This is a genomic window from Jeotgalibacillus sp. ET6 (assembly GCF_029667115.1).
In the GTDB taxonomy this organism is placed as follows: Bacteria; Bacillota; Bacilli; order Bacillales; family Jeotgalibacillaceae; genus Jeotgalibacillus.
Genome location: NZ_JARUIU010000002.1, coordinates 142,380 through 156,799, shown reverse-complemented (window position 1 = coordinate 156,799; position 14,420 = coordinate 142,380). Strand labels below are relative to the sequence as shown.

The window sequence follows — 14,420 nt, the reverse complement described above, 5'->3', positions numbered from 1 at the left end:
TTCCGGAGTGGCTTTCGCTCTGGAATGTTTTTATAGGCGCTGAAACGCTTCCGGATAGTCAACGACCAGCCCGTCTTTGTCTACCTTAATCGTTGTTTCATAGTCACGGCACTGATACAGGAAAGTACGATACTCTCCCACCTCTCCTGTAAAGGTATACACCTGCTCAACTTTTTGGCAGGTCAGTGCCGGTACGTCTATGTACAAAACATCAAGCTTTCTACTTTGACCCGTTTCCCAGGAAAACCGGTTGATGGGGAGTGTATTTGAAAAGGGTGTGGCTGAAATATCGATGTCCACGACTCCCTCTGCCTCTTCCAAGTGGTCTCCGTTTTTACTCCACCTTCCTTCTCCATTTGAGGAAAGAGTGAGTGTTTTATCTCCATGAGTAATCTCTGCCTTTTGAACTGCCCACTTTAGGTCCAGTTGAAGATGATACGTGACAGGGTAAGAGTATTCGGATCCGGCTACACTACTTGTCACCGTAATGCCTTTGTCTTTTTTCGTGAGAAATGCTTCTTCCCGCCGCCCGATTGTTTCGAGATTTTTCCAAATGATTTTTTTCATCAAATTTCCCCCTTTTAGTGGACTTGTCATTGCATGGTTATTTCTATTTAATTTGCAGCTTAAAATGAAGATACCGTATGGGACATGAAAAAGACAGACAAAAGGTACTTTTTAACATAAGCCAACATGCGCTTGACTATAGAATATGTTCCAGTTATATTTAGTTTAGTTAACTTAACTAAACTATTATTCTTGTGAGGTTTCTATGAAGCTACTTACTAATAAGAGATTTATCTTTACGTGGCTGTCCGGCATGTCTCTGACACTCGGGTTTTCGATTTTCTTTCTAAGCATTTCCTGGCTGACCATTGATGTATTGAAGCAGCCCGGTCTTCTTGGAATTATCATGGCCGCCGTGTCACTTCCACGTGTTGTGATGATGGTGTTTGGAGGTGTCTTTGCGGACCGTTTTCAAAAAAGCCGCTTACTTTTCCTGACTAATCTTGCGCAAGCCGCTTTAATGCTCGCAATCGTCGGACTTCATTTGGCAGACGCCTACTCGGTAACCGCTCTCCTTGTGATCGCTGTGGTTTTTGGAATTTTGGACGGCATGTCATATCCGGCACTTTCGTCTCTCATCCCTTCAATCGTGAAAAAGCAGGATCTTCAGCGTGCCAATTCCCTGTTCCAGGGTTCACTTGAGCTCATGTTTGTTTTTGGGCCGTTTCTTGCCGGTGTCCTGCTGACGTTCGGCGGTTTCGCACTAAGCTTCGGAACGTCAGCAGGGTTGATCCTGCTTGCAGCTGTTCTGATTTTGCCGCGCTTGATTCAGGATCAGATTCCTGCGTCTGCGACCTTGACGTTTTCAACGGTCATATTTGATTTAAAAGAAGGAATTTCTTATGTCTCCCGAACGCCCATTTTACGAGCGGGTACATTGGCGATTGCCATCGTCAATCTGTTTATGATGGGGCCGCTGATTATGAGCATTCCCATCCTCGTCGGTGAACGCGGAGGAACGCCCTTTGACTTGAGTCTTATTGAAGGCGGACTTGCTTTAGGTACATTTGTCGCAAGCTTCCTTGTTCTTGCGCTCCGATCTGTTCAGCGCGGGCGGTTCGTTTTTCGGGCACTCTTTTTGACGGTTCTGGCTTTCTTGTTTTATACGCAGGCCGAGTCCATTCCGCTTCTTGCCATTGCTTCAGCCATGAGCGGTTTCATGCTGATGCTGGTTTATTTGCCGGCAGTGACGCTGATGCAGGAAAACAGTGATAAAGATAAGATTGGCCGTGTGATGAGTATCATGGCGCTCGCCGCCTCAGGACTAGAGCCGATCGCTTTTGCAGTCTTATCCGTACTTGTCGCCCTGGCTGTTCCCATTCAGACACTGCTTGTCGTTTTTGGCGGAATTGCCCTGGCCGCAAGTGTCCTACTCTTTCTAAGAAGCGGCACGTTTAGAAAGGCGGCATAGATGATAATGAAAGGAATGACCGATTTGAAACAGGATAAAAAACAGCAAATTCAGCAGATGTACCGTCAAATAGATGAGCTCGATCTGCTGCTCACACAATACTTCATGGACTTAAATGAATTTGAACTGACCTATCAGCAGGAGCAGGTACTGATGCTTTTTAAGCGGCAGGATACATGGACAACCACCGAGCTTGCGCTGCGTATGAACATCTCGAAAAGCGGAATCAGCCAGGTGCTCAAGGTTTTGGAAAATCGGGGCTTTGTAAAAAAAGAAAAAAACCCGAACAACCTGCGGGAAAGCTTTATTCAGCTGGACTCACTTGGGCATGCCTTTTCTGCACGGGTCAATGAAATTGAAGAACAGCTTACAGACGAATTGTTTAGTGTTCTTGGAGATGAAGAAGTAGTTGCGCTTTCAAAGTCGTTTCAGAATATCATCACACACTTAACAGAGAAGAAGAAAAGAGAAGAAAAGGCAGAGGAATAGTATAGAGATATATTTTGTTAAAGCCTGGGACAAAAGTGTCTCAGCGTCTTTGACCGGTTCGCTGCGCTTCAGGTGGACGCTTTCCGCAGGGACGGCGCTGAGCCTTTACAGGGCAAAGCCTGCAAAGTCTCAGCTTGCCGTCATCTCCTGCTGGAGTCGCCACCTTCCGCTCCGCTCACCTCATACTATTTATAAGTACTTCCTCATTTTCAAAAATATTCTTCCCAACTCCTTTTGCCTTTCAATCCTCACACTCCCGTAAGCACGCATGTTATGTTACTTAATCACTGGGGTCTTAACACCGGCTACCCAGTCCTTAATGAACGGGGCCTGATGGGGATTCACCTCATGTGGAATGTGGTTCTTCTGTCTGAAGCTGAGTTCTCCTCCTTCATCACTCGGCTGAAGCACACCGGCGTATTGAATTGTGTGAAAGACGAGTTGGACACTAAATACCTTGTCCCCGTTCTCATATTGGGCAAAGCCCTTTTCACCAGAATAGATTCCAAACAGGGAAATGTCTCGGATTAAAAGCCCTGTCTCTTCCAGCACTTCTCGGATCAGCGCGTTCTCTACCCTTTCTCCAACTTCAAGCAAGCCGCCGGGAATTCCCCAGACTCCGTAATCTGATCTCTTCTGAAACAGCGCACGCCCACCTGCATCTTCAATGATGGCACCACACCCGACCGTTAATAATGTATTGTGTCCGATCATTTTTCTCATTGTTGCTATGTAGTCATTCACTTTTTCCCGCTCCTTCCTTTTCCAATCATTTCAAAAACATCGGCGACGTGCAAGGAAGGAACTGAAAAAAGCTGTAATAGGGCAAAAACTTACAGCTTTAATCAATCAATTATCTTTGATATATTAATCAAAATTGTTCAATAGCAGCCGCAGCACACAGGACCTTTATTCTTTTTGAAAATAGAAAGCGAGAAACCGCTCATATTCAGAATCGGCAGGCGTCTTTTCTTCTTTGCTGTTACGCATTTCCGGTGATAAGTAATGCCTCTTTTTATTTCTTCTCTTTGCATTCTTAATACTTCGTGTTCCAAATGAATCTCTCCTTTTATCAATTATTTTTGATGTATTAATAATAAATCATCAATTTATTTTGATCTAAACTTATCGTACCGTTTTCAGAATTTTAAGTCAAGGCTTATGATCAATTTTTTTTGATTTATTACCTTCTATAAAAAAACCTGAGCAGCTCACAAGCCGCTCAGGTTTCCTTCTTCTATTTTTCAATGACTAATTTCCCTCTATGCTCACCAATCTCAAAGTCCTTCATCTGTTCCGCTTGGCCGATCGTCAGGGTTTTAACGAGAACGTTTTGCTGAATCAGTTCTTCATTTTGCTGTATGGCCTTGGTCAGCTCTTCGTCTCCGCTTATCGTGATCGCCACGCGCAGGTCTATAGGCAGATCCTGCTTTTTCCGCTCATCTTGAATAACGCGGATCAGTTCACGCGCAAGTCCTTCTAATCGAAGTTCCTCTGTAATCACAGTATCTAAGATAACGTGAAAGTCCTTGCTTGCTCCCATGGAAAGCCCCGGGTCTGCAATGCGTTCCGGTTGAAGCAGGTCCATTGCTACGTCTATGTTACCTCCATCTGTTGGAACAGTTGCTTTCCCTTCTTTTATCACACTGGCAGCTTCCGTATCTGTGAGATTTTCAAGATAGGCTTTTACTTTACTGACGTTTTTCCCGAGAACCGGTCCTGCTGCGCGGAAATTCAGCTTGATTTCCCAGCGTACCAGATCATCAGAGGATTGCTTGACTGTCAGCTGTTTGACATTCAGTTCATCTTTGATAATGTCACTGTATTTTTCAAGTGCTTTGCCCTGATCCGGATTGACTGGAATGACGGTCAGCTGTGACAAAGGCTGCTTGGTTTTAATTGTTTCTGCATTCCGCACGCCTCGGGCAAGTTCAACGACTTGAAGTACGGCTGCCATGTCCTGTTCCAGCTCTTGGTTTCTGTCTTCTGGATTGCTTGCCGGGAACAGTGCCAGGTGGACACTTTCGCCTGTCAGATTCACATGGATATCGTCTGCCACAAACGGCACAAATGGTGCGAGCATTTCGCTTAATTGAACCAGCACTTTATGAAGGGTGTGGTAGGCTGCTTTTTTCGATTCATTCATGCCTTCCTTCCAGAAACGGTCACGCGAACGGCGGATGTACCAGTTGCTGACTTCTTCAATGTAGCCTTCGAGTTCTTTAGCCGCTTTCGTGAAATCGTATTGATCAAGCGATTCTTTCGCGACCACTGCTACAGAGTTCAGACGGGAAAGTACCCAGCGGTCAAGCAGCGTTTTTTCACCTGTTTCCGTCTCATTGAATTGGTAGCCGTCGATATTGGCGTACAGTGTGTAAAAGCCGTGTGTGTTTACGAGTGTATCGATGATTTTTGATTTTGCTTCCATCACGACACGCTCTGAGAATCGTTTATTGTTCCACGGTGCACTGTCGGCTAAAAGTGCCCAGCGGAACGCATCTGCGCCAAACTGATTGACAAGGTCCATTGGATTTAGGGCATTGCCTTTACTTTTAGACATCTTGCGGCCTTCTTCATCAAGGATATGGCCGGTAGATAAAACGCGTTTATATGGAACTTTGCCGGTAAAAAGCGTGGAAACGGCAAGCAGACTGTAAAACCAGCCGCGTGTCTGATCAATTCCTTCACAAATCACGTCTGCTGGAAATTGCTTTTCAAATTGCTCTTTGTTTTCAAATGGATAGTGCTGCTGGGCAAACGGCATGGAGCCGCTGTCGAACCAGACATCAATGACTTCCGGAACACGGTTCATCGTGCCTGCGCATTTTTCACATGTAAGCTGTACACGATCCACATATGGCTTATGAAGCTCAACGTCTCCGATATCTCCGATTGCTTTTTCCTGCAGATCGGCCTGGCTGTTTGGCGCATATTGATGGTCGCAAGCATCACAGATCCAGATCGGAAGCGGCGTACCCCAGTAGCGGTTTCGCCCGATATTCCAGTCCACCATGTTTTCAAGGAAGTTTCCAAAACGGCCGTCTTTAATATGAGCCGGATGCCACTCCACCTGCTGATTGTTTTGCAAAAACTGATCCTTCAGCTGGGTGGTTTTGATGAACCAGCTTTCAATTGCGTAATACAGCAGCGGAGAGTCACAGCGCCAGCAATGCGGATAGCTGTGCTCATACTTCTCTTTGTGAAACAGCAGCCCCTCATTTGCAAGGTACTTCACGATATCCACATCGCAGTCTTTAACAAAACGGCCTGCAAACGGCGGGATGTCCTCAGTGTATCGGCCCTGTGAATCAACGACGTTAAAGAATGAAAGATTTTCTTCCTTCACTAAATTGTAGTCATCTTCCCCGTAGGCCGGAGCGATATGAACAATTCCTGTTCCGCTCTCTGCGTTAACAAAGTCTGCTGTGACGACAAAATGACCCCGATCTGGTTTTACAAACGGAAAGGGTGCGTGATACTCCAGGTTCTTTAGCTCGCTTCCTTTATGTTTAGATAGAATTTCAAATCCTTCTCCCAGATTTTTTTCAGCCAGCGCTTCAGCCACAATGAAGATTTCTCCACCTTTTTTGGCCTTTACATACGTCAGCTCCGGGTGAACAGCCAGCGTAACATTTGCGGGCAGGGTCCATGGAGTGGTCGTCCAGCCTAGGAAGAATTCATTGTCTGTCCCTTTGACTTTAAATTTAGCAGTGGCAGATAAATCCTTCACGGTTTCATAGCCTTGCGCGACTTCATGTGAGCTCAGCGTGGTCTGGCAGCTCGGGCAATACGGTGAAACGCGGTGTCCTTTTGTTAACAGGTCCCGGCCATGCAGATTGCTTAAAATGTACCAGACACTCTCGATGTAGCGGTTTTGCAGCGTGACATAGGGATCGTCCATATCAAGCCAGTAGCCGATCGATTCAGTAAATTCACGCCATTGCTTTTCATAATTAAACACACTTTTTTTGCATTCCTCGATGAATTTTTCCACACCGAAGTTTTCAATTTTCTGCTTGCCTGAAATGCCCAGCTGCTTTTCCACTTCAAGCTCGACTGGCAGACCATGCGTGTCCCAGCCGCCTTTTCTCAGTACCTGATAGCCCTGCATGGTTTTATAGCGGGCAACAAAGTCTTTGATGACGCGGCCGAGTACGTGGCCTGCATGTGGAAGACCATTGGCGGTTGGCGGTCCTTCGTAAAACACAAAGGTCTCCTCACCTTCTCGTTCCTGCATGGAGCGGTTAAAAATCTGATGTTGATTCCAATAGTCTTTGACGCGGTTTTCACGATCGACCGCGGCTTCTTTTGTATTTACACTGCGCATTGCTTTCACCTCAACCATTCAATTTTTTCAAGCAGTCAGCAGCAGAGACATTTATGCATAAAAAAATCCGCCCCTGCTTCAGTAAACAGGGACGGATTGGATCCGCGGTACCACCCATATTCCATGTGAAAATCACATAGCACTCGGTTAAAATCGGATAACGGCCGTCAGCCGGTTTTCCCTACTTCTCACGTTTCAGGAAAACGTCTCAGAGATGATCATCGGCTGATTCCCGCCGCCGTGTCCCAGCATTTCACGGCTCTCTTTGGGTCAGGTGTGTCAGCTTACTTTTCTCGTCATCGATACAATCAATTATTTCCAATATCGTATAACGAAATACCCCGGTTGTCAAAGTGCGTGCTGCACGTGGCTGATGTACTGCATCGCTGATTATCCCTTTTTTTGAACAGGGATCCAGATTTCGCTTTTAAACGTTTGTGAGGTTAGATCTTTGTCTTCATTCCATAGTATTTCCGGACCTGCAATTTGTTGATACGTGGAGGACGGAAACCACTCGGAATAAATGCGTCCCCATACATCCTGCAGCGTATCCGGAAATGGCCCGATTGCCTCGAATACCGCCCATGAGCCAGAAGGAACTTCAAGCTGGGTCAGATTTTCAGGGCACGCCTCTGTTGTAGCCGCTCCGATATAATGATCAAGCTCTCCTTTTTCCTCCATTCGTCCTTCGGAAAAATTAGTTGAGGCACTCAGCAGGCCAAACGGTGCGGTATTGGAAAGACTTTTAAGCTGATTGATTGCTTCACCATCTAGGCTTTCCCACATGGAAGCAATATGCGGATTTACCCCGCTGAAAATAATCGGAACTCTTTTTTTAATCCCCACAATGCGAAATGCTTCTTTTTCTTCAATTCGATAGTTCATTTCATTTCCTCCTTTAACGGATAATTGGAAGGTCATCCTTGGGTAGGCTTTTAGTGAATAAACTTTTTTTCTTGCTTCTGACGGTGTCGTGCCATGCATTTGTTGAAAAGCACGGGTAAAAGAATCGGCTGAATTGTAGCCGTATTTTACTGCAAGGTCAATGATCTTTACAGGGCTGTCTTTTAGCTCAAACGCCGCGAGAGTCAGCCGTCTCCTGCGGATATATTCCGATAGTGAAATCCCTGCAAGAAAGGAAAACATTCTTCTGAAATGATATTCAGAACAAAGAGCAATCCTTGCTGCTTCTTTTACATCCAATTCATTTTCAAGATTTTCTTCAATATACTGCAGCCCTTCATTCATTTCTTTTAACGATCCCATTGATATGACCTCCTTGATGTAAAGAATAGCAGGAGCAGATTGCTTCCATCCGACTTTTCATGCACGATTATGCAGGTGTACGAAAGTGTGATAAATTTTCTCCAGTTCATTTTCAGTTCATATAGGACTGGTAGTATTCAGTTATCAGGAAGAGCAACAGAATCCTGATAATGAACAGTTTAAATAGGAGGAATACGATGAAGCTGGTGGAAATTAAGCATTTAAATAAATCATATACCCTTTCCGGGAAAGAAAAAATACCTGTCCTTCGGGATGTGAATGTGAGCTTTGAAAGCGGGGAGTTTGTTTCCATTCTCGGTGAATCGGGCTCAGGAAAGTCGACGTTAATGAATATCATCGGCGGGATGGACTCTGATTATGAAGGAGAACTGATCATACAGGGGCAAACGTTGAGATCGATGAATGAAAAAGAAGTGGATGCCTATCGAAAAAATAAAATCGGCTTCATTTTTCAAAGCTTTAACTTGATCCCTCATTTAACCGTGCTCGAAAACGTAACGATTGCCATGCAAATGATGGCTGCAAGTGAAAAAGAACGTACTAAGCGTGCGCTGGAGATTTTAGCGGAAGTAGGCTTGCAGGATCATGTAAAAAAGCGTCCGAATCAGCTTTCAGGCGGTCAAAAACAGCGTGTCGCCATTGCACGCGCTTTGGCTAATGATCCTGATATTATTCTGGCCGATGAACCAACAGGAGCACTTGATCAGGAAACGAGTGAACAAATCCTTGAAATCCTCAATTCAATTGCCAAAAAAGGCGTTCTCATCATCACGGTCACCCATTCAGAAAAAGTGGCTCAATTTGGAAGCCGCATTGTATCTGTAGACGACGGCCGAATTAAAGATGACCATATTTCAAGAGAGCGTTACACTGCTCCAAGGGAAACCAAACAGAAAAAAGGAAAAAGCTTGAGCATGGCCGCCTCATTTAAAATGGCTCTGCGAAATATGCAGTTAAAAGGAAAACGAAATGCGCTGGTGGCAATAGGAGGATCGATCGGGATTATTAGTGTTCTCCTTATGCTTGCACTAGGCAATGGTGTAACAGGCTATATGAATGATGAAATTAACGAGAGCATAAATCCGCTGCTTGTCGATGTCGTGAAAGAGACCGAAAGCGTCGAAGAAAATGGACCTCCACAGCCGCAAATGGGCGGCGATCCGTTCACAAGTGAAGAAATCGATCAAATCAGCGAAATAGAAAAAATTGATCGTGTAGAACTTGTCACAACCGTCAACGGTAAAGCCACAATTGTGTCCAATGATGAAAATCATGAGCTCTCCTCACTTGGCACTGTGACCGATTCAATCTCTGAAGATGCGATTGAAACAGGAACACTTCCATCCCAGGATGAAGTGCTGCTGACAGCATCGTATGCTGAAAGTATCTCTAGTGAAGATACGTACGAATCGCTTGTAGGGGAAACCATTCAGCTTTTTGTCAACGAAATGGATGACAATAATCAGCCAGTCACCGTTGAGCGTGATCTTGTCGTGTCGGGTATTTATACGCAGGATAATGCAGGACCAATAGCGGGAGCGGGGGCATTTGTTTCTTATTCGACGCTTGAAGCAGCATACAGCGACCAAAATTTAACCCTGGAGCCCACACAGATCAATGCGTACGCTGCCAATCAGGATGATGTGGAAGGCATTAAAGAAGACGTGGAAGAAGCGGGCTTTGTCAGCTCACCTGTTTCCGCTATGCTCGATCAGGTCACCCTGTATCTTGATATGGCGACATGGGTGCTTGCCGGAATCGCAGGGATCTCACTGCTTGTGTCGGGTATAATGATTTTAGTGGTTCTTTATATCAGTGTGGTGGAACGGACGAGAGAAATCGGTATATTAAGGGCGATTGGTGCACGAAAAAAAGACATCCGCCGCATTTTCTTTACCGAATCGGCACTTTTAGGTCTTGTGAGCGGTGTCGTTGCAGTGACCGGTGCCTATCTTATCAGCATTGGTTTGAATATCTTTTTAGCAGATGCCTTTGATGTTGAACTGATTCAGCTCACTCCACAGTACATGCTGTTTGGAATAGGAATCAGCACCTTGATCAGCGTGATTGCGGGAGTACTCCCTTCTTCAAAAGCTGCTAAACTGGATCCAATGGAATCGCTGCGATACGAATAACCCGTGTAGAAAAAAAGTTGTGAAAATAGCAGAAGATGGGAGGCATACTGAATGGCTACAATTTTAGTTGTCGATGATGACCCGCATATTCTTAAATTAATTACGCTTTATCTGGAAAATAGTCATTTCACAGTGGTTGAAGCAAAGGATGGGCAGGAAGCACTTGATGTTGTTGCCCATTCTAAGGTGGATTTGATGATTGCTGATGTGATGATGCCCCGTGTGGATGGTATTGAATTAACACAAGACATCAGAAGGTATCTGGATATCCCGATCCTGCTGGTAACAGCAAAAGGCGAATCCATCGACAAAGTAAAAGGATTCCAGGCTGGTTCGGATGATTATTTAGTGAAGCCTTTTGACCCTGTTGAGCTTGTCCTGCGTGTAAAATCACTCTTAAAGCGGTATAACGTTTCTTCATCAAAAGCAATTCAACTCGGCGACGTAAAAATGGATCTTGATACATTAACGGTTTCTTCACCTGAAGAAGCCGTCCAATTAAAAAAGAGGGAATTTGAATTGCTTTTTATGCTGGCTGGTTCTCCCGGCCGGATTTTCACCCGAACCCAGCTAATTGAAAGCTTATGGGGCATGGATTACGATGGTGACGAACGGACAGTGGATGTTCATATAAAACGTTTGCGGCAGCGCATCCATTCTTACCCTTCCTTATCTATCACGACTGTCAGGGGTCTTGGATACCGTTTGGAGGACAACTAACGTGCTTAAAAAAAGTCTTCGGGCTCAAATTGTCAGTATTTTTATCGTCATCGTCCTTATTAGTGTCTTTATTTCATTTTTCATTGGTACGCTGCTCTCGCAAAGAGAAGTGGCTATTGATCAGCCGGTGTTGAACATTGCACGGGACTCTTCGTCTCTTCTTGCCCTGATAGAGCCAGATAAGCGCGAGCAGGCAGCCGCGATTTTATCCCGCTATAATGTTCAGATTGAACCGATACAGGAAGGAGATGAACTGCCTTTTTCTCTAACTGAAGAAGAAGCGGCTCCCCTGTTTGCTTCTCAGGACCAAGAGCCCATGTTAGTAAACAGGGGTGAAGGGCCTGTAGCTATTATCGGTGTGCCAAGTTTAGGAAATGAACAAGACTCCTTGTTCGTAAAGGTTGATTTTACAGGCTTTCTGCACATTATGCAGCGTATTTTAATTGGGGGGCTTTCGAGTGTCATCATTATTGGCAGCTTGCTTATTTTGCTGTCATCCCGCTATATCGTCGGTCCTGTAAAAAAACTGACAAACGCAGCAAAAGAAATGGCGAAGGGAAATTTATCGTTTCGGCTTCATCATAAGAAGAAAAATGAGTTTGGAGAACTGATGGACAGCTTTAATCAAATGGCGGTTGAACTGCAGAAAATTGATAAAATGAGGGATGACTTTGTCACGAATGTTTCCCATGAAATTCAAAGTCCTATCACTTCCATACGCGGGTTTACACGTGCCATTCGTGATGGCGTCATTCCCGTTGAAAGCCAGAAGGAATATCTTGATATTATTTATCAGGAAACTTTGAGACTTTCAAAGCTCAGTGATCATCTGCTTCGTCTTGCTTCCCTGGATTCAGACCAACACCCATTTCACCCGGTTGACTATCCACTCGATGAACAGCTTCGGAGAATCGTTCTCGTCTCTGAACCATTATGGATGGAAAAAAATCTCGATGTGGAGCTTGATCTCTTTCCTTGCTCCGTTAGAGCAGATCGCGATCTGTTTGAACAGGTCTGGCAAAATTTATTAACAAACGCGATTAAATTCTCAAATGAAAACAATCAAATTATCGTGCAAATGGAACGTACGGAGCTGGAAGTTCTTGTTCATATCAAAGATAATGGCAAAGGCATCCCGAAAGAAGATTTGCCTTATATATTTGACCGGCTGTATATGGCCGATCAAGCAAGAGGCCGTTCCGGTGAAGGAAATGGACTTGGTTTGTCCATCGTAAAAAAGATTATTGAACTGCATGACTGTAAAATAGATGTGACAAGTGCAGAAGGAAAAGGAACCTGCATGACGGTAACCATTCCCGTTTAACCTGCTTCACTCAACTGACACTGCCTTTACATGGGCGGTGTTTTTTGTGTACCTCCGGAGTTTATCTTATGGTGGCTGTTTTTTTGTGTTAAGTCTTAAAAAGGAGTAAAGCGCTTCCTTAAATAATAAGAAAAGACTCCGTATAAAAGCAGCTTTCCATTCTCTTTTTACAAATGCTTTTTCGGCGTGTTGCCTCTTTTACAACTTCTTCTGCACTGCCAAAAGCTTCAGGGGTATAGGTGACAACCGCTATAGAGATAGAGACCAGCGCGATTTCCTCAAACTGCCCTTTGCGGTTTTCTGCATAAATAAAACGCTGCTGAATATGCTCTTCTGAGTAAAAGGTGCGAACAAGGTCATCAAATTGTCTGATGATCGAGCTGCAAGCAGGTTCATACTCCTCGCCTGGAATCATGACAATAAAATCATCTCCTCCAATATGACCGAGAAAACTGTCTGTTCGTTCAAAGCAGCTGCGAAGAATAGAGGCCGTTGCCTGAAGGAGTTCATCTCCCTTTTTAAAACCGTACGAATCGTTGTATGCTTTAAAACGGTCCAAATCAATATACAAAAAAGTGAAGGGCTGCCGCTGCTCAACGGATGCTGCGAGGTTCTCGTCAATCAATGTATTGCCGGGCAGGCGTGTGAGGGGATTCAAATAGCTGGCAAGCTCTGTTTGAATATCTGCAACCGTTGTCAGAAGTTTTTTAATGCTGACCACACCATATACGGTCCCCTCCTTCTTAACTACCACATCGTCATACACTTCATGATCCGGACGGGCCATCGCCCATTTGCTGACCTCGATCACGGAGGCGAAAAAATCAACCGTCAGCGGAGAGGGATTAGCCAGTAATTCAATGGGCCGCTTAACATATAGATTGTAGCCATACCGGGTGCCCATTTTCTGATAAAACTTTGTTCGGGTCATCAGGGCAGGCTGTTTGTCAGGATCCATTATTACAATGCCCTGCAAACCAGGCTCCTGCTGAAAAAGCTCATCCACTTCACTGCACATAGTGCTGCCCTTCATACAGCTGATTCCTTTGGCAATGTCCCCTATATATGCCCTCATTCGTTCATCCCTCTTTCACAGGAAATCAATTATTATCCAAGTGCTTTAACTGGCCTATCCTGCTGTTTCGTCGGTGCCGTCGGCAGAATGCCCGGCTCCAGAATGTTTTTCGGCTTGCCGAGTGCATAGCCCTGTCCAAAGTGAACACCTGATTTTTGCAAATAAAGAAGCTCAGGCAGAATTTCAATCCCTTCGGCAATCACCTCTGTATTCGATTGCCCTGCAAAATCCACCAACAGCTCAACCAAATGCTGCTGAGCAGGATTTACATGGATGTTGCGGATTAACGATTTATCAAGCTTCAGAAATTCCGGTTGCAGCGATAAAATCGTTTTTAAGCTGTTGTAGCCTGTTCCTGCATCATCAACCGCAATACGAAAGCCCTGATGGCGGTAATTTTCAATCGTTCGCACAAACTGGCAGTAATCGGTCACTGTTTCTTTTTCTGTCAGCTCAAGCACGACCTGGTCTGGAGACAAATGATATTTATTTAGCAATTCAAGCGTGTGACCACTGCGATAGAAAGGATCCTCTAAAATCTGCGGCTGGATATTAAGAAAAATAAGCCCGCCTTTATATGAATCTGCCTGCTTCAGTCCTTCCTCATACCGCTCAAGAGAAAGATTACGAAGAAAGCGTTCAAACGCAAACACCTTTCTGCTTTTGCCAATATGATCATAAAACGTTTCCGTCGTCGGAAAAAGTCTCGTGCTTTTTGGCCGGTTCAATATTTCAAAACCAATCGTTTCGGATTGAGTCAGCGATAAAATCGGCTGAAAAAAAGTTGTCATCTGCTCCTTTTTCATCAGCTCACGAAGCTCTCCATCCTTCTGGCTTTCCTTATATAGATAGCTTCTATTCGCCTTTAAATATTTCATATAGTGTAAAACATCCCTAAGCCCATTCATCATTATAAACTCCCTTTACCCATACTGAATATCCCATGCTGTCAAGCCATTATAAGCTATGAGTTTTATTTTTCATGGGAGAATAAATTAAGATTTGGTAAATTTCGAAAAGGGCTGGGCAAGGAGCATAAAAAAGGGAATTTTCTAAGGAGAAAAAAGCTATGATACACTTACCCT

The 14,420-nt window shown here is 44.6% G+C and carries 12 protein-coding genes and 1 other annotated feature; of the genes, 5 read left to right on the top strand and 7 right to left on the bottom strand.

Features of this window, described 5'->3' with window-relative positions:
- Positions 1-30 precede the first annotated feature (30 nt).
- On the bottom strand, positions 31-567 hold the full coding sequence (locus tag P6709_RS05785; RefSeq protein WP_278239951.1) for a putative glycolipid-binding domain-containing protein: 537 nt from the start codon (positions 565-567) through the stop codon (positions 31-33).
- Between the two features lie 205 nt (positions 568-772).
- On the opposite strand from P6709_RS05785, the gene P6709_RS05780 reads away from it, so the two are divergent.
- The gene (locus P6709_RS05780; RefSeq protein ID WP_278239950.1) at positions 773-1,978 is read left to right on the top strand and encodes an MFS transporter; all 1,206 of its coding nucleotides are present in this window, start codon (positions 773-775) and stop codon (positions 1,976-1,978) included.
- Positions 1,979-2,467 (top strand): MarR family winged helix-turn-helix transcriptional regulator, encoded by a 489-nt coding sequence (locus P6709_RS05775; protein ID WP_278239949.1) that lies wholly within the window; start codon positions 1,979-1,981, stop codon positions 2,465-2,467. It begins immediately after the preceding gene.
- 276 nt (positions 2,468-2,743) lie between these two features.
- Here P6709_RS05775 and P6709_RS05770 read toward each other — a convergent pair whose 3' ends face one another.
- From P6709_RS05770 to P6709_RS05755, 4 genes are all read right to left on the bottom strand, one after another.
- Positions 2,744-3,211 (bottom strand): NUDIX hydrolase, encoded by a 468-nt coding sequence (locus tag P6709_RS05770; RefSeq protein WP_278239948.1) that lies wholly within the window; start codon positions 3,209-3,211, stop codon positions 2,744-2,746.
- Positions 3,212-3,348: 137 nt separating this feature from the next.
- Positions 3,349-3,522, bottom strand: coding sequence for a hypothetical protein (locus tag P6709_RS05765; protein WP_278239947.1), 174 nt, complete (start codon positions 3,520-3,522; stop codon positions 3,349-3,351).
- Positions 3,523-3,704: 182 nt separating this feature from the next.
- Positions 3,705-6,794: an isoleucine--tRNA ligase gene (gene ileS / locus P6709_RS05760; protein WP_278239946.1), complete on the bottom strand. Its 3,090-nt coding sequence runs from the start codon at positions 6,792-6,794 to the stop codon at positions 3,705-3,707.
- An 84-nt stretch (positions 6,795-6,878) separates the two neighbouring features.
- Positions 6,879-7,103 (bottom strand) — a binding site (T-box leader).
- 81 nt (positions 7,104-7,184) lie between these two features.
- A complete protein-coding gene (locus P6709_RS05755; RefSeq protein WP_278239945.1) occupies positions 7,185-8,060 on the bottom strand; it encodes an AraC family transcriptional regulator in 876 nt (291 codons plus the stop codon).
- Between the two features lie 197 nt (positions 8,061-8,257).
- Here P6709_RS05755 and P6709_RS05750 point away from each other — a divergent pair, with 197 nt between their 5' ends.
- Genes P6709_RS05750 through P6709_RS05740 form a run of 3 tightly spaced genes read left to right on the top strand, consistent with a single transcriptional unit; the run spans position 8,258 to position 12,260 of the window.
- Complete coding sequence (locus P6709_RS05750; protein WP_278239944.1) at positions 8,258-10,216, top strand: ABC transporter ATP-binding protein/permease; 1,959 nt, start codon at positions 8,258-8,260, stop codon at positions 10,214-10,216.
- Between the two features lie 51 nt (positions 10,217-10,267).
- A complete protein-coding gene (locus tag P6709_RS05745; RefSeq protein WP_278239943.1) occupies positions 10,268-10,936 on the top strand; it encodes a response regulator transcription factor in 669 nt (222 codons plus the stop codon).
- Between the two features lies 1 nt (position 10,937).
- A complete protein-coding gene (locus tag P6709_RS05740; RefSeq protein ID WP_278239942.1) occupies positions 10,938-12,260 on the top strand; it encodes a HAMP domain-containing sensor histidine kinase in 1,323 nt (440 codons plus the stop codon).
- Positions 12,261-12,378: 118 nt separating this feature from the next.
- On the opposite strand, the gene P6709_RS05735 is transcribed toward P6709_RS05740, so the two are convergent.
- Together P6709_RS05735 and P6709_RS05730 are read right to left on the bottom strand one after the other, a co-directional pair.
- A complete protein-coding gene (locus tag P6709_RS05735) occupies positions 12,379-13,335 on the bottom strand; it encodes a GGDEF domain-containing protein (RefSeq protein WP_278239941.1) in 957 nt (318 codons plus the stop codon).
- Between the two features lie 32 nt (positions 13,336-13,367).
- Positions 13,368-14,246, bottom strand: a complete 879-nt coding sequence (locus P6709_RS05730) for an EAL domain-containing protein (RefSeq protein ID WP_278239940.1) — start codon at positions 14,244-14,246, stop codon at positions 13,368-13,370.
- Between the last annotated feature and the right edge of the window lie 174 nt (positions 14,247-14,420).